The following is a 14,161-nucleotide window of genomic DNA, read 5'->3' on the forward strand; positions in this document are numbered from 1 at the left end:
CACTGACGACGCCACTAACCGAGTCACTCGGCCCCCTGGGCCTGTTCCGCCCCACCTGTACCGGCCGCCTTCTCCCTGCCCTCTTGTTCAAGCAAGGCGCGGAGCGAAGAGGACACCTCAGGCTTCTCAATGTCCTCGCGGAAATAGGAGTTCAAGTAGTAGGGCAAGGACGGAGGAGTGAGCCCGTCCTCACGCATTTCACGACGAATGTCTTCGACCTCTCCGGCACCCCTGTACGTCATCTCCTCCATCTCTTCGGCGACATCCAAGAGAGCACGGCGAAGCTCAGCATCGGGCCATTCGTCAGACATCTTCGTGGCCCGCTTCAGCTTTTCGTCAACTCTCAGCTGATGAGACACAAGCGCTCTGACCAGGGCGTCATGCCTCCTGAAGCGTTCGATTCCAAACGGCGTGTCCTCGTAGTCGTCCGCGTCCCGATCCGTGTACCGCCAGTCTTCGCCGGTGTGTCCCGGCGCCTCGCCGGTGAACCAGCGAGCCGCTTCAAACGTGCTCGCCATCTGCCCTGGTAGAACCTCGGTCGTCTTCTCGTATCCGACGGGAAACGCAAGCGCCACCGGCGGAACCCTCAACGCCTGTGCAATTACCAGCAGTTCGGCAATCGCGAGGGTCGGCCGCCTCCCGCTCTCAAAGTTTGCGAGTACCGAGCGCGCGATGGGCATTCCAAGTTCCGCACACCGATCCGACAGTTGTTGAGCGCTCATACCTCGATGCCGCCGGAAGCGCCTGACCTCACCAGCGATCCGTTGGCCTAGCCGCACCGACCAGTCCTCTTGTGTCATGGGAGCACAGTATCGAAATCCATTGACACGGTCCAGCACTGCTCGGCAATCTGTGTCCTTCAGGTGCCAAATCACCGGAGGTAGACACCCAATGACACAGCACGGCATGTCGCGATCCGCCCTCCTCGCCCTTCCCGCAGCGGTCGACCTGGTCACGGCGGGGCGTGCCCTGTCCCTTGGGCGATCGAAGGCTTACGAGCTGGCCCAGAGCGGAGAGTTCCCAGTTCGTCTGCTCCGTGTCGGCACGGCGTACCGAGTGCCAACCGCAGACCTGCTCGAACTGCTCGGCATCCGAAACGGAGACGGGGCCGACCCCGGCGCGATCGGGCCTGCCAGCACGCCCAACGCGGCCTAGACCTGCAACGCGACGCAGCACGGCCCGCAAATGTGCGGATAGGGGGAGAGGAGCCCGTCATGCCCGACCAGGTGGCCCTATGGGCCTCAGCTCAGGTAACGGCACTCGGCGTCAAGGACTTCCCCGAATACGGCAGTCCTGCATGGTGTGCGCTTCGGGCGAGCGATCCGGCCCGTGCGGCGTCCATCCTCACCGCCGCCGAGCAGTGGCGCCGCCACACCGCCCACGAGGCGTGGCTCGACCACCTGCTGACCCACGCCCCCGAGCGGTGGTTTGCCCACGTGACAGAGGATGCCAACGCCTACGCCCGCACCATCGCGGGCGGCCTCGCCCGTCGCCCCACGCAGGACGAGTTTGCCGCCCGCCGCTGCGCCTCGGCCGCCCGTGCTCGCCCCGTGACCGCCACGCAGGGATGGCCGCCCGTCGCCATCCCCGGGCGGCCCGGATGGGTCCGCGCTCTCTCCCCCGATGGCCGCCAGCTCGACCGCCCCCGCCAACAGTCCCAGGAGTCTCCGCGTGACCTCGCACCACCCGGACCCGCCGATACCGCACGGCGGACTCACGCCGCCGCTTGACCCGGCGGTACAGATGCTCACTGCCCCTCCCCTGTACGACCAGTTCGAGGAAGCCTCGCGACCGGTCGCGCCTGCCGCTGTGCGCGCGAGCGACACCTCACCCGCTGCCGCGTCGGCTACGGGGCCGGAACGCCACCGTGGGCACCTTCGGATGGCCGAACGCTTCGTGGCCGAGCACGCCGACCACCTGCGTTACGTGCACGGCATCGGGTGGCACCAGTGGGACGGCGCACGGTGGGCGGTCGATGAGCAGCGCGCGGACGTCGAGGCCGCCGTCGCCACGATCAAGACCGCGCTCGGCGAACTCGACCAGCTCGAAAGCCCCGAGCGCACCGCCCTGTTCAAGGACGTGCGCAAGGCCGAGTCTGCGAACGGCATCGAGGGCATCGTGCGGATTGCTTCGGCACTGCCACCGATCTCCACTCCGTCGCGTGCGCTGGACGCCGACCCGTACCTGTTCAACACCCCGGCGGGAACGGTGAACCTGCGCACCGGCACCGTGCACGCCAACGACCGGGCAGACCTGCTGACCAAGGTGGCTGGCGGGGCCCTCGCCGCCGAGCACGACGCGGAATGGGCCGCGTTCCTCGCCCGCATCCTGCCCGACGAAACCGTACGGGCCTTCGTTCAACGCCTCTTCGGGTACGCCATGTTGGGCGAGGTCCGCGAGCACGTCATGCCGATCTTCACCGGCACCGGAGCCAACGGGAAAGGCACCCTGCGCGACGCGATCATGTCCGCCTTCGGCGACTACGCGATCGAGGTCGACCCGGCCATCCTCATGGAGTCCAAGCACGAGCGGCACGGCGCGTTCAAGATGCGGTTGCGCGGCTCGCGGCTCACCTTCTGCTCGGAGACCGAGAAGGGCCGACGGTTCGCCGAGGCCACCATGAAACGACTCGTCGGCGGGGACCCGATCGAGGCCAACCTCATGCACCGCAACCCGATCACCTTCGACCCGTCACACACCCTGGTCATGCTGACCAACTTCCTGCCCCAGGTATCCGGCGACGACCCGGCCATCTGGCGCCGCATCCACATCGTTCCGTTCGACATCGTGATCCCTGAGGCGGAGCGCGACCCCGGATTGCCCGACCGCCTCAAGCAGGCCGCGCCTGCCGTACTCGCGTGGGCCTATCAGGGGTGGCGCGACTACCAGGCGCAGGGCCTGAACCCTCCCGAGACCGTGCGCGCCCGTACCGCGGCCTATCAGGCTGACAGTGACGTCCTCGCCCGATTCCTCGACGAGCGCGCGCTCACGAACCCGCACAGCACCGTCAAAGCCCGCGACCTGTTCGCCGCGTGGTCACGTTGGTGCGCGGAGAACGGCGAACAGCCGGGCAACGAGGCCGCATTCGCCGAGTCCATGACCAAGCGCGGCCACACCAAGACCCGCCGCAGCGCCGGACAGTTCTATCTCGGCCTGATGCTCGCCGGGACCGACGACGACATGCCTTGATCTCGCCGCGTGTAGGGCCGTGTAGGGGTTTCCGGAACTCCCTTACGCGGGTGTGTACAGGGACTACCGGATCTCCCTGCACACCCCTACACGCCCGCCCCGCCACCTGCGAAGAGCCTGGCGCCCCCAGCCGCAGCGTGAGGCCCGCGATTGCTTCCCCATGTCCATCCGCGACGTCCTGCGTCTCGCGCGCGTGCGCGAGGCCGATTGGAGTTCTGCACCTTGACCAGCACACGCCGCCCCTCCGCCGTGCTCGCCCTCGCCCAGGGCCGCACGACCGGACAAGCCGCCAAGTCCGCCGGGGTCTCCGGCCGCACCATCCTGCGATGGCTGGACGAGCCCTCGTTCCAGCAGGAAGTCACCGACACACGAACCGAGTTGCTACAGCTCGCCGTCGGCCGCCTCGCCGCCGCCTCAACCAAGGCCGTTGACGCCCTGGTCGACGCCCTCGACAACGAGCGCGGACAGGCCCGCGTCCAAGCCGCCCGAACCCTGCTCGACGCCTGCCTGTCGTTGCGGGAATCCCTCGACCTCGAACAGCGCCTCGCCGCGCTTGAGGCTGACGAGAGGGGCGCCCACCGATGAGCCGCCCCAGCCCCCTCGCTCGCCGCCTGGTCGCCGTTGAGAAGAGTCGCGACGGTCGGCGCCTCATGCACGCCTATCAGCTCACCGACGGACGCACCGTGCACCTGTCCACGCTCGACGTACTCGGCGCCCTCTCCGCTGGCCTCACGTTGCAGGGCCAGCACGTCACCGAACCGCCTTCGGACGTCGTGCGCAGCCTGGCCTTGCTCGACCCCGACGCCGACACCTCCGTAATGGGCCGCACCACCCGAGCCGTAGCTGCCGAGTGGTGTGCCGCGTACGACGAGGGCCGCCCCATGGCGCTCTACGACGACGAGGGGGTGGAGAGCTGAGCAGCGCCGACGCCGAGCGGCTCACACGGGCCGACGGAGCCGTCATCGTGCCGCCCTCGGTCGCGGGCGAGGTACTGCGCGCCCTCGTACGCGATCTCACCGCCCGTGTGCGCGCCGACGGGGGCGAGGTAGCACTTCTACTCGGCGCGTGCTGTACGCCCTACACGAAGCCGCACAGCATGCCGAGGTGTTCGATTCCGACACCGCGCCGTTCGAATCCGCCACCGCTACCGGAACCGCGCCTGCTCCGACGGGCACGGTGTGTGTGGCAGAGGCCGCCGCGTTGATGGGCTGCACTCCCCGTCACGTCCGCGCCCTCATCACCAGCGGCCGACTGCCTGCCGAGCGCGTCGGCGCCCGCGTATGGGCCATCGACGCCACCGCACTCGACCACTACCGCCACGGAACAGGAGACACCGCAGCATGACCCCCAGAACAGCCACCGCCACCGAACCCGCCGAGCAGCCCGTTACCGAGGCCGCCGTCGAGCAGGCCGAGCAAGAGGCAGGAGAGGCCGAGCAGTTGCTCGCCGCACTCGAAGAGCGCGTGCGCGACGGGGACGAGCAGGTCACCCCCGAACAGATATCAGGCGCCCGCGAGTTGGGCCGATTCGCCAAGCTGCGCGCCGAGGCCGCCCGCCGCAAGGCCGACCGCGCCGCCGCCAAGGCCGCCGAACAGGAACGCGCCCGCACCACCGCCGAGGCCGTCGCCCTGGTCGACGAGCAGGCCGACCCCGCCAAGGTCGCCACCGCCTACGAGAACGCCCGCACCGCGCTCGCCGCCCTGCTCGCCGCCGTCAACGCCCACGACGACGCCATGCATAAGGCCGCGCACCTGCTCAGACAGGCAGGCGCCCCGCCCCTCACCCAGTACGTACCAGTGCAGCGCGGCGAGCACACGTTCAGCGAGTCGGAGCACGCGCCCGCCTCGCGCACCGCACCGACCGTTGAGCACGGGGACACCGCCACCCTGTCGATCGAGACCGGCCGCGCCCGCGTCGCCGTCGGCACCGGGCCGATACTGGCGGCCCTGCTCGACGAGATCACCCGGACACACGACGTGCGGATGCCCGCGGGTGAGCCGCAGTTCACCCGCGCCCCGCTCACCGAACACACCCACCGCAACCGCGACGCCGTCCGCCGCTTCCTCGCCCACGCCACCAGCCAGACCACGGAGAGCACGAAGTGACCGCGCACCAACACATCACCGACGGCAACCACCACCAGGCCGAGGCCGACGCGTTCACCATGCCGACCACCGCCGCCGAACTGAACGCCCTCAGCTACACCGACCGCGTCCGCGTCTACACCGAAGACCGCGCCCTGTACGACCGACTTACCGCGTAGGCACGAGAAGACAGCGATGCCCCGCCCGGAGCAAGCCCGGGCGGGGCATCGCGCTGGTAGCAGGTCAGCCGCGCCGTAACGGCGCCGTCTCGGTAGGCAGGCGGCCAGGGATCAGGTGAGGCGCACAGTCCGGGCAGGCGTACAGCGTCCATCCCGAGCCACTCGCCCGCTCGATGTGGCGCACCGCGACAGGGGCGCGCGTCAGCCGCTTGCAACGACAGCAGATGGCCGCGCTCATGCCCCCACCGCCACCCGGACCGTCCGGGCGCCGGACCGCACGTGCACTCCATGAATCACTGCCGGGCCCACATCGATACCGCGTAACGCCATCTCCAGCGCCCAACGCCGTTCGGCTTGCCTCTGCCGCTTGGGGTCGTCCGGACGATTACGGGTGGGCGCGGTGACGTACGGGCGTACCGGGTTGAGCACGTCGACGAACGGCCGCTGCTCGGCTGCCTCGTGTGCGTACGGGCTCTTGTGTTCGGGCAGTGGGCGCCGAGGCTGTGGGTCCTCGGCACGCGCTGATTCCGGGGCGGGGGTGGCGCGGTGCTCTCGGTCGAGGGGGAACAGCAGCGAGCACAGCAGGCGTGCCACTAGGCGCGCGATAAAGTCGGTCACGTTCGTCAGCTCCCTAAAGCTGATGGGCCACGCCCCCGGACGTTCGCGCGTCGCGGGGGTCTTTTCGTGGGCCGACCCTAGGTCCACCTGTAAAAGCCTGTAAAGGCTTGTATGAGCCTGTCAGGGAGTGCCGCTCCGGAATCGGCCGGATACCTTCGGCTCATGGAGTACGGGCCGGATGACCAAGTGGAGCGCGACGCGCCCGAGGCGCCGTTCGAGCAGCTCGCGGGGATTCTGCGGGCGCGCGTAACGCGCGGCGACTGGAAGCCCAACCGCGCCATCCCCAGCGAGAACACCCTCGCCGACGAGTACGGGCTTTCCCGCCCGACCGTCCGCCGCTCCATCGCCGTCCTCGCCGAGGAAGGACTCGTCTACGCTCTGCCGGGGCGGGGCACGTACGTCGCCAAGCAGGAGCCGGAAGAACCGGCGCCGAGCGAGTAGAAGCACGCCACAGGCGTCAGTCGCGCGTCGCCCCCTCGGGCCAGAGCACCCGCACGGGTACGCTCTCGCCTTCGGCGTAGGTGACGACATCGGCCGTGCCGCCGTAGCCGCGGGCAGGCTGGCCGTCCCAGACCGCGAGCAGTTCGTCGACCTGGTCGACGAGTAGTTCGCTCCCCCTCATGTGCGCGTCCGAGTCGGACCCGTCGAGGCCGGTTCGGTGCACGGTCGACGCCCGGTGCAGCAGGGTGTCGTACGTGGGGTGATGCCAGTCGGGGAGACCATCGCGGTACTGCTCGGCGGGAATCACCACCTCGATCCGGCCGCCGTGGTCGAGTACGGCCTGCGCGAACCAGGCGTCGGGCCCGTCCGCGATGCAGCTCACGCCGACCAACTCGGCGGCGTCGTACGCCTCGACCGCATCGGCCAAGGCGCGGCGCACCTGCCGCTCGACCTCGACGGACAGCCCGCGGTGTCCCGTGATCCCGACTCTCATGTCTTCTCTCTCCGTCATAGGTAGGCGTCGTGCAGTCGCGTGTCGAACTCGCGGACGATCGTGGGCGGAGTCGCCGACGAGTAGCTGCGCCGGAACGTGCGGGCCCTCTCGACGACGCGGCCCGAGCGCAGCCGCAGCCCAACGTCGAGCGAACGCGTAGCGAGCGCGAACGCGGCGTCGAGGTGCCCCGATGCCATGTGTCCGCTCGCTACGTCGAGGCCGAGCAAGGCGCGTTGCTTCTCATGGTTCGAGGACAGAGCGGCGGTGGCGTCGTCGAGCGAGGTGAGCACCCACCGGGGACGCGCGAGGCGCGCGCCGCAGGTCACCCGCGCCGCTGCCACCTTGCGCAGGTCGAACGCGAACACCCATGGCCACGGCGGGGGTTCCTCGCCGGGCATCTGCTCGACCTCGGCGGCACTGGTGAGCAGTGCCCGCTCGGCGGCCCGCTCGTCGCCACCCGTGGCGTGAGCGACCGCCTCCAGGGACGACAGCCACGCAGCCGCGATGGCCGGACGCTCGCCGCCGAGCTGTCGCCGCGCCGTGCGGATCAAGCTCAGCCCTTGCGCGACGTTGCCCGCCTCCACCTCGAATTGCGCGAGGCTGCCCTGCTGATACGCAATGAGCAACCGATCACCCGAGCGTCGTGCCGCCTTGATCGATGCGCCGTACCACGTGCGTGCCGAGCCAGCATCGGCCATGTCCCAGGCCAACCACCCGGCGAGGCTGGAGACTTCACTACCTGCGGCAGCGAGGCGAGCACGTGCCGTCTGGTCAACCACCTGGGCCGAGACGGCCTGCACGAGACGCATATGTCCTTGCACGGTGTCCGCGAGTTGCCGCGCGGGCACGGTCGCATCCATCCGCCGGTACGCGGTGGTTGCGACGCGCAGCACGTCGGCCGGGCTCGCACCCCATTCGAGGGGCGCGGGCGTTGCTGCACCGAGCATGGGGGCCGCTGCCGTGACGAGTGCCCCGGCCATGAATCTGCGCCGTTCCACTGAGTCGAGCCCTTCCATAGGCGTGGCCGGGGCCGCGCCGTCGTCGGCGAGGCCGACCAGTCCGGGCGCAATGCCAAGATGATGGGCGGCCCTCGCAAGGGTGTTCATGTCGTAGGTGCCTGCGCCCCGCTTCTCCATCCGGGATACCGCGGATTGCGATAGGCCGATGACGTCGCCGAGCTGCTTCTGTGTCATCCGCACGGCCCGCCGGGCGAGTTCGAGCACCCGCCCGTAGTCGCCGGTCCGCGACGCATCCCTCACGGCGGTGTCCGACCAGTCCATGCGTGCCTGCCCCTCAACGGTAGGTACCGCGCACCGGGTTTGCGAGCGCGGAAATGCGTCCGACGCATACGCGCATGAGCCCTGCGCATCATCGCTGGTTCACCCTCTGCCCTGCGCGGTTCCCTCATCTCCTCGCGTACATACCCGAGGAGAGAGCAGCAGTGATGCAGCGCAGACCCGCATGGACCCGTGACCTCAGCAAGCCAAAGCTATTTCCGGCTGGGGAGGACTGGGACGCGGTGCGCGTCTCGGCCGCCGTCGGAGTGCGCGCGGTGCACGACTTGGAAGCGCGCGGCGTTCCGGTCGGGCCTGTGCTGCACGACCGGTGCAACGGGCAGGCGTACTTCCTCACCGCACCCGGCACCGCTGAGAACTGGCAGCAGGACGGTACGCAGGCGCTCGGCTCAGGTTCATGGGTCGTACTCGCCCCGCCCGGCTGGGATGGCCTCTTGCGATGGGTGAACGACCCGGCGGACGGGCCAGCCCACACCCCTACAGACGACCTCGCCGCCGCCCTGGTCGCCGCTGCCGATGCGGGAGAGGACACGGAACGGTGACCCAAGCCGCAGAGGTCCGCTACGCCGGGCCGAGCCCGCTCGGGGAGAGCGGCTACCGCACCGGTCTGGAGTGGAACACCAACGGCCGTGCTCGCGCCCGTGCCGCTGAGGTCATCGCCGAGCACCGGGCCGCGCAGACCGAAGTCGTGCGCGACGCGCACCTGCACTTCGACTGGGCCGCGCACGCCGTGCGCTCCCCCGAGCTGCTCAGGGTCGTACAGGAGACGATCGGCGGCTCGGTCGCCGTCGAGAACACGTTCCTGATGATCAAGTGGCCCGGTCATGACTTCCCCGTGCCGTGGCACCAGGACGGGACCAACCCGCGCATGCAACTCGACCCCGAACTGTCCGTCGCCGCATGGCTGGCCGTGACCGACGCGACCACCGTCAACGGCTGCTTGCAGGTGGTTCCCGGCTCGCATGCCGCCGGATACCTCGACTACCACCGCGAGGAGAGCGACGCACGGCGCGGCAAGGCGCTCGGCGTACAGGACATGCCCAACGCCCCGCACGAACGGGGTGTGTGGCTGCCCCTCGACGCCGGACAAGTCTGCCTGATGGACGTCCGACTGATTCACCGCTCGGACAGCAACATGACCGTCGGCGCTCGCGTCGGCTTGAACATCCGCTACGTCGCTCCCGGCGCGATCCGCCCGAGCTGCCCTCACAGCCCCAGCCTGTACCCGCTCACCGGGTCGGACTGGTGACCCACAAGGCACCATCCGAAATCGAGAGGAGCACCACCCGTGACCATCCTCGACACCAGCGCCCCACCGATCACCCGCATCCGCGTCCTCACCGGAGAGGACGCCGACCCCGCCCGCCGGGGCAGTAAGAAGGTCATCGCGTTCAGCGACTGCCGTTACTACTGCCCCGACACCGCCACCGTCGAGCGGTGCATCGAGCACCTGCGCGACAGCGACGACCGGCTGCGCTCCCGCCCCGAAGAGCAAATGCTGTGGGACTGGGAATGCACGTACTTCGAGGCCGACCCGGACAACCAGAACGGCGGCGGGACGATCATTCTCGGCGTCGCCTGGTACGACCGCGCGTTCTTCGACGACCGCCGCGGAGCCTGGTTCGGCGCCATGCACAACCGCATCTACGGCGAGATCGGAGTCCCCTTCGAGAACATCACCGTGCAGCACTGGCTCGCCTTCGAAGCGGCTCAGTGGAAGCCCGAGCCTCAACCCGCGTAACCGCTCCGCCCCGGTCGCTCACGCGGCCAACCTCCCCGTAGGCCCCTCGGCCCCCGTCACGTCTGCACCACGTGACGGGGGCCGAGGTACGCCACGCCCCTACTCCGCGGCCACCGCGGGCCCGTGGGCAGCCGCAGGTGCGGGCAACGCAGCGTCGGGGCGCAACAACCGCGAGGCGACGAGCAGCGAGGCCAATGCCGCCCCCGCCACGATGGCCCCGCCCACGACGAACGCACCGCGCGGCGAAGCATCGACCAAAAACGGCAGCAGCAGCATTCCGGCCGTGCCGCCGGTACGGATCACGGTCTGGTCAACGGACATCAGCCGCAGCCGCTCGGCAGGCGCGAACGCGCCGAGGTGCGCCCGCAGGGTGACGCTCGTCGCCGGGGTAACCAGACCGCTCACCAGGGCGAGCAGCAGCAGAGCGGGCAGGTTCAGGACCACTCCCATGCACGCCGTCGCAGTGCCCTGCAACGCCCATGCCCCGCAGTACACGCGCAACCAGCCGCCCGAACGCCGGTTGCTGGCGAGCGGGTTGCCCAGCAGCGCCCCGACGCCCACGGCCGCCGTCACAAGCCCGTAGACGGCTGCCCCGGCGCCGTACCGGGTAGCGAGCAGCGCGGGCATGCCGACCGCCGTCACGGCCGAGCAGAACAGCGCGACGCCGTGCAGCCCGATCGCCAGCCCGACGCGCGGATGCGCGCGGACCGTCGGCCACGCCCGCCCCGCTGGTCGCCTCGCACCAGGCCGCCCCGCCGCTTCCCCGGCCGTCACCGCGTACCGCCGGGCCAGCCACCCGAGCGCCACCGCCGACACTGCGAACGTCACTCCGTTCAGTGCGAAGAGCTCTGTCTCGGAGACAGCGAGCAGGAGCAGGCCGATACTCGCCGGGCCCGCGATCCGTGCGATACGTCCCGTGAGGTCGAACAGGCCCGTGACCTGCTGTACGCGATCGGGCTCGACGAGATCCGGCACCAGGGCGCCGAGGTTCGGATCGAACAGGGCCCCGAGGGAGCCGAGCAGCAGGACGCCGACGAGCAGCAGCGCCACGCCCCCTGGGTCCGGGGACCACAGGAACGGCAGCGAGACCGCGACCAGCGCCCGTGCGGCATCGACCCGAGCCAGCCGCCCGAATGTCGAGAACCGCGCGACGACGTGGCGTCCTGCGGTCCCGAGCACGATGTAGGGCAGCGATTCGACGACCGCGACGAGCCCCATGAGCGACGCCGACCCGGTCGAGGCGTACACGACCCACATGACCGCGAGCGCGTACAGACGATCTCCGAGTACGGACAGACTCTGCGCGAGCCACAGCACGAGGACTGGGCGTCGCCGCAGCAGCCTTAGGTACTCCATGCGCCCTCCGGAACGAGCCGTACGGGACCGGAGGCAAGCACCCCCGCCGAACCGGCGCCAACCCTAGGCCCGCGGAGCACACCAGACGCGCCGTTCCCGGAGACCTCACGCGAACGCGGCATGGCTCACCCCCGCAACGGGACGGCACCGACGTACGACTCGCCGCGTCATTTCCGCTCGGGCCAGCAGGGGGCCAGCAAATGATCTTCAGAGACGACTCAGCCCCCAACCTGGGGACTCCGCCGCAGGTCAGGGGCTGATCATTCGGTAGACCGTGTGGGACTCGAACCCACAACCAATGGATTAAAAGTCCACTGCTCTGCCAATTGAGCTAACGGTCCTCGTCGGTGCACCCCCGAGCATAGCGGGACGGGCCGCGCCATCCGATCGGGTATCGCCGTTTCACGGCGAAGGGCCCGCCCGACAGGAGTGTCGGACGGGCCCTTCGCTCACGCAGGCCTGGCTACAGGTCAGCCGTTGCGCTTCCAGCGCGGCTTGTCGTCACGGCGCCCGAAGGAGCCCGTGCCGGAGCCGGAGCGGTCGTCGCGGCGGTTGTACGACGGACGGTCGTGGCCACCGGAGCGGAAGCCGCCCGAGGGACGGTCGTCGCGGCGGTCACGGTTGAACGGGCGGTCGCTGCCACGGTGGCCGCCGGAGGGGCGGTCGTCGCGGCGGAAGCTGCTGCCGCCCGAGGGACGCTCGTCGCGACGGAAGCCGCCACCACGGTTGTCGTCACGGCGGTCACGGTTGAAGCCACCGCCACGGTTGTCGTCACGACGCTCGAAGGAACGGCCGCCACCACGGTTGTCATCGCGACGGTCACGGTTGAAGCCGCCACCACGGTTGTCGTCACGACGCTCGAAGGAACGGCCGCCACCACGGTTGTCATCGCGACGGTCACGGTTGAAGCCACCGCCACGGTTGTCGTCACGACGCTCGAAGGAACGGCCGCCACCACGGTTGTCGTCACGGCGGTCACGGTTGAAGCCGCCACCACGGTTGTCGTCGCGACGGTCGCGGTTGAAGCCGCCACCGCGGTTGTCACGGCGCTCACGCTCGTAGTTGCCGCGCTCGTCGCGCTGCGGACGACGGTTGTCGTACGAGGAGGAGCGGTCCTCGCGGACCGGGCGCTCGTCGACGGGCTGCTCGGGGACCGACACGGCGGCCTCGACGATCGCCTCGGCGGCAGCGGTGGCCTCGGCGACCGCGACCTCCGGGTCGTCACCGCGCTCGCGGGCGGCACGCGCGGTGAGGCGGTCGGCCTCCTCGCGCAGCTCGGCGGCGCGGCGGGTGGCGCGCTCCAGGTCCTTGGTGAGGTCCTTGACCTCACGCTCGGCCTGGGTCGCGGCGTTGCCCGCGGAGTCGGCCTGCACCTCGGTCATCGAGCGGGCGCCGGTGATCTCGGCGACCTCCGGGTCGAAGGTGCCGCCGCCGTTGATGATGTGGCGCGAGGCGTCGACGCCCGCGTCCTCCATGAGGCGGAAGATCTGGCGGCGCTGGTGCGGCAGGGACAGCGAGACGACCGTGCCGGAGCGGCCCGCGCGGGCGGTACGGCCCGAGCGGTGCAGGTAGTCCTTGTGGTCGCCGGCCGGGTCCACGTTCAGGACCAGGTCGATGCCGTCGACGTGGATGCCGCGGGCGGCGACGTCGGTGGCGACGAGGGCGTTGACGTAGCCCTTCTTGAAGTCCTCGAGCACGCGGGTGCGGGCACCCTGCGTCATGCCGCCGTGCAGCGCGTCGGCCTTCACACCGGAGTCGCAGAGCTGCTCGGCGATGCGGTCGGCGCCCAGCTGGGTGCGGACGAAGATGATCGTGCGGCCCTTGCGCGCGGCGATGGCGGCCGTGACCGGCGCCTTGTCGCGCGGCTTCACGATCAGGATGTGGTGCGTCATGGTCGTGACGTTGCCCTGGGCGCTGTCGACCTCGTGCGTCACCGGGTTGGTGAGGTAGCGCTTGACCAGCGTGGAGATCTCGTTCTCCATCGTGGCGGAGAACAGCATGCGCTGGCCGCCGGACGGAACCTGGTCGAGCAGCTCGGTGACCTCGGGCAGGAAGCCCAGGTCGGACATCTGGTCGGCCTCGTCGAGCACCGCGATCTGGGTGTTCTCGAGCGAGCAGGCGCCGCGGTTGATGATGTCGCGCAGGCGGCCCGGGGTGGCGACGAGGATGTCGACGCCGCGCTCCAGGGCGTAGATCTGGTTGCCCATCGACGTACCGCCGCAGACGACCTTCATCTTCAGGCCGAGCACGTCGCCGTAGGGCTGGAGGGCGTCCGCGACCTGCATCGCGAGCTCACGGGTCGGCGTGAGGATGACGCCGCGGGGCTTCTTCTTCTCGGTGCGGCCCTCGGAGGCCAGCGTCGCCAGCATCGGGAGACCGAAGGAGAGGGTCTTGCCGGAGCCGGTGCGGCCACGGCCGAGGATGTCCTTGCCGGCCAGGGCGTCCGGGATGGTCGCGGCCTGGATCGGGAAGGGGGTGGTCACGCCGTTCTGGGCGAGCTTGCGGACGACGCCCTCGGGCAGGCCGAGGTCGGCGAAGGTGAGCTCGGGCTCGGCGTCGGCGTCGGCCTCAGCGGCGTCGGCGTCGGTGGTGACCTCGGTGACGTCCTTGGCCTCGGCGGACTCGACGATCTCGACGGCGTCGGCGACAACCTCTACGGCGTCGTTCTCGACGGCCGCGGCCGACTCGTTCTCGGGCAGGACGGCGTGGTCAGAACTGAAAATGGACATGCGAAATGCGAAACCTTCCGGAGTCTCGGCACGCGC

18 protein-coding genes and 1 tRNA gene are annotated in these 14,161 nt (G+C 69.9%); 12 read left to right on the top strand and 7 right to left on the bottom strand.

Annotated elements, in window-relative coordinates; all coding sequences use genetic code 11:
• Positions 1–23: 23 nt before the first annotated feature.
• Positions 24–680, bottom strand: coding sequence for a hypothetical protein (locus tag AC068B_RS34315; protein ID WP_478675436.1), 657 nt, complete (start codon positions 678–680; stop codon positions 24–26).
• A 211-nt stretch (positions 681–891) separates the two neighbouring features.
• On the opposite strand from AC068B_RS34315, the gene AC068B_RS34320 reads away from it, so the two are divergent.
• From AC068B_RS34320 to AC068B_RS34355, 8 genes are all read left to right on the top strand, one after another.
• Positions 892–1,155, top strand: a complete 264-nt coding sequence (locus AC068B_RS34320) for an integrase (RefSeq protein WP_478675437.1) — start codon at positions 892–894, stop codon at positions 1,153–1,155.
• A gap of 59 nt (positions 1,156–1,214) precedes the next feature.
• Positions 1,215–1,730, top strand: a complete 516-nt coding sequence (locus AC068B_RS34325; RefSeq protein WP_478675438.1) for a DUF2742 domain-containing protein — start codon at positions 1,215–1,217, stop codon at positions 1,728–1,730.
• Between the two features lie 151 nt (positions 1,731–1,881).
• Positions 1,882–3,189: a DNA primase family protein gene (locus AC068B_RS34330; protein WP_478675439.1), complete on the top strand. Its 1,308-nt coding sequence runs from the start codon at positions 1,882–1,884 to the stop codon at positions 3,187–3,189.
• Positions 3,190–3,411: 222 nt separating this feature from the next.
• The gene (locus tag AC068B_RS34335; protein ID WP_478675440.1) at positions 3,412–3,774 is read left to right on the top strand and encodes a hypothetical protein; all 363 of its coding nucleotides are present in this window, start codon (positions 3,412–3,414) and stop codon (positions 3,772–3,774) included.
• Complete coding sequence (locus AC068B_RS34340) at positions 3,771–4,106, top strand: hypothetical protein (protein WP_478675441.1); 336 nt, start codon at positions 3,771–3,773, stop codon at positions 4,104–4,106. The genes AC068B_RS34335 and AC068B_RS34340 overlap by 4 nt, the downstream gene beginning before the upstream one ends.
• 187 nt (positions 4,107–4,293) lie before the next feature.
• Complete coding sequence (locus AC068B_RS34345) at positions 4,294–4,533, top strand: helix-turn-helix domain-containing protein (protein WP_478675442.1); 240 nt, start codon at positions 4,294–4,296, stop codon at positions 4,531–4,533.
• A complete protein-coding gene (locus tag AC068B_RS34350; protein WP_478675443.1) occupies positions 4,530–5,294 on the top strand; it encodes a hypothetical protein in 765 nt (254 codons plus the stop codon). Before AC068B_RS34345 ends, AC068B_RS34350 begins: the two co-directional genes overlap by 4 nt.
• Complete coding sequence (locus AC068B_RS34355) at positions 5,291–5,452, top strand: hypothetical protein (RefSeq protein WP_478675444.1); 162 nt, start codon at positions 5,291–5,293, stop codon at positions 5,450–5,452. The genes AC068B_RS34350 and AC068B_RS34355 overlap by 4 nt, the downstream gene beginning before the upstream one ends.
• Positions 5,453–5,686: 234 nt before the next feature.
• Here AC068B_RS34355 and AC068B_RS34360 read toward each other — a convergent pair whose 3' ends face one another.
• Positions 5,687–6,070, bottom strand: coding sequence for a hypothetical protein (locus AC068B_RS34360; RefSeq protein WP_478675445.1), 384 nt, complete (start codon positions 6,068–6,070; stop codon positions 5,687–5,689).
• Between the two features lie 162 nt (positions 6,071–6,232).
• Here AC068B_RS34360 and AC068B_RS34365 point away from each other — a divergent pair, with 162 nt between their 5' ends.
• The gene (locus tag AC068B_RS34365) at positions 6,233–6,511 is read left to right on the top strand and encodes a GntR family transcriptional regulator (RefSeq protein WP_478675446.1); all 279 of its coding nucleotides are present in this window, start codon (positions 6,233–6,235) and stop codon (positions 6,509–6,511) included.
• A 16-nt stretch (positions 6,512–6,527) separates the two neighbouring features.
• Here the strand turns inward: AC068B_RS34365 and AC068B_RS34370 are convergent, their stop codons facing one another.
• Positions 6,528–7,004 (bottom strand): hypothetical protein, encoded by a 477-nt coding sequence (locus tag AC068B_RS34370; protein WP_478675447.1) that lies wholly within the window; start codon positions 7,002–7,004, stop codon positions 6,528–6,530.
• Positions 7,005–7,018: 14 nt separating this feature from the next.
• Positions 7,019–8,284 (bottom strand): helix-turn-helix domain-containing protein, encoded by a 1,266-nt coding sequence (locus AC068B_RS34375; RefSeq protein WP_478675448.1) that lies wholly within the window; start codon positions 8,282–8,284, stop codon positions 7,019–7,021.
• Positions 8,285–8,448: 164 nt separating this feature from the next.
• Here AC068B_RS34375 and AC068B_RS34380 point away from each other — a divergent pair, with 164 nt between their 5' ends.
• From AC068B_RS34380 to AC068B_RS34390, 3 genes are read left to right on the top strand one after another with little or no spacing between them, the layout of a single operon-like run.
• Positions 8,449–8,841, top strand: a complete 393-nt coding sequence (locus tag AC068B_RS34380; protein ID WP_478675449.1) for a hypothetical protein — start codon at positions 8,449–8,451, stop codon at positions 8,839–8,841.
• Entirely contained in the window at positions 8,838–9,548 is a 711-nt protein-coding gene (locus tag AC068B_RS34385) for a phytanoyl-CoA dioxygenase family protein (RefSeq protein ID WP_478675450.1), read from the top strand. The genes AC068B_RS34380 and AC068B_RS34385 overlap by 4 nt, the downstream gene beginning before the upstream one ends.
• A gap of 39 nt (positions 9,549–9,587) precedes the next feature.
• Positions 9,588–10,040 carry a hypothetical protein gene (locus AC068B_RS34390; protein ID WP_478675451.1) on the top strand — a complete coding sequence of 151 codons (453 nt, stop codon included), beginning with the start codon at positions 9,588–9,590 and terminating at the stop codon, positions 10,038–10,040.
• A 99-nt stretch (positions 10,041–10,139) separates the two neighbouring features.
• Here AC068B_RS34390 and AC068B_RS34395 read toward each other — a convergent pair whose 3' ends face one another.
• The 3 genes from AC068B_RS34395 to AC068B_RS34405 form a co-directional block, all read right to left on the bottom strand.
• Positions 10,140–11,396, bottom strand: a complete 1,257-nt coding sequence (locus AC068B_RS34395; RefSeq protein WP_478675452.1) for an MFS transporter — start codon at positions 11,394–11,396, stop codon at positions 10,140–10,142.
• A gap of 268 nt (positions 11,397–11,664) precedes the next feature.
• Positions 11,665–11,737 (bottom strand) — tRNA-Lys (locus AC068B_RS34400).
• A gap of 129 nt (positions 11,738–11,866) precedes the next feature.
• Positions 11,867–14,125: a DEAD/DEAH box helicase gene (locus AC068B_RS34405; protein WP_478675453.1), complete on the bottom strand. Its 2,259-nt coding sequence runs from the start codon at positions 14,123–14,125 to the stop codon at positions 11,867–11,869.
• Positions 14,126–14,161: the final 36 nt, after the last annotated feature.

Source organism: Streptomyces sp. NPDC042371 (genome assembly GCF_056437465.1).

Excerpts from the sequence above, each read along its gene's own strand:
- AC068B_RS34320 (WP_478675437.1), top strand. The coding sequence starts at position 892 with ATGACACAGCACGGCATGTCGCGATCCGCCCTCCTCGCCCTTCCCGCA.
- AC068B_RS34380 (WP_478675449.1), top strand. The coding sequence starts at position 8,449 with ATGCAGCGCAGACCCGCATGGACCCGTGACCTCAGCAAGCCAAAGCTA.
- AC068B_RS34350 (WP_478675443.1), top strand. The coding sequence starts at position 4,530 with ATGACCCCCAGAACAGCCACCGCCACCGAACCCGCCGAGCAGCCCGTT.
- AC068B_RS34340 (WP_478675441.1), top strand. The coding sequence starts at position 3,771 with ATGAGCCGCCCCAGCCCCCTCGCTCGCCGCCTGGTCGCCGTTGAGAAG.
- AC068B_RS34395 (WP_478675452.1), bottom strand. The coding sequence starts at position 11,396 with ATGGAGTACCTAAGGCTGCTGCGGCGACGCCCAGTCCTCGTGCTGTGG.
- AC068B_RS34315 (WP_478675436.1), bottom strand. The coding sequence starts at position 680 with ATGCCCATCGCGCGCTCGGTACTCGCAAACTTTGAGAGCGGGAGGCGG.
- AC068B_RS34330 (WP_478675439.1), top strand. The coding sequence starts at position 1,882 with ATGGCCGAACGCTTCGTGGCCGAGCACGCCGACCACCTGCGTTACGTG.
- AC068B_RS34365 (WP_478675446.1), top strand. The coding sequence starts at position 6,233 with ATGGAGTACGGGCCGGATGACCAAGTGGAGCGCGACGCGCCCGAGGCG.
- AC068B_RS34325 (WP_478675438.1), top strand. The coding sequence starts at position 1,215 with ATGCCCGACCAGGTGGCCCTATGGGCCTCAGCTCAGGTAACGGCACTC.
- AC068B_RS34375 (WP_478675448.1), bottom strand. The coding sequence starts at position 8,284 with ATGGACTGGTCGGACACCGCCGTGAGGGATGCGTCGCGGACCGGCGAC.
- AC068B_RS34405 (WP_478675453.1), bottom strand. The coding sequence starts at position 14,125 with ATGTCCATTTTCAGTTCTGACCACGCCGTCCTGCCCGAGAACGAGTCG.
- AC068B_RS34370 (WP_478675447.1), bottom strand. The coding sequence starts at position 7,004 with ATGAGAGTCGGGATCACGGGACACCGCGGGCTGTCCGTCGAGGTCGAG.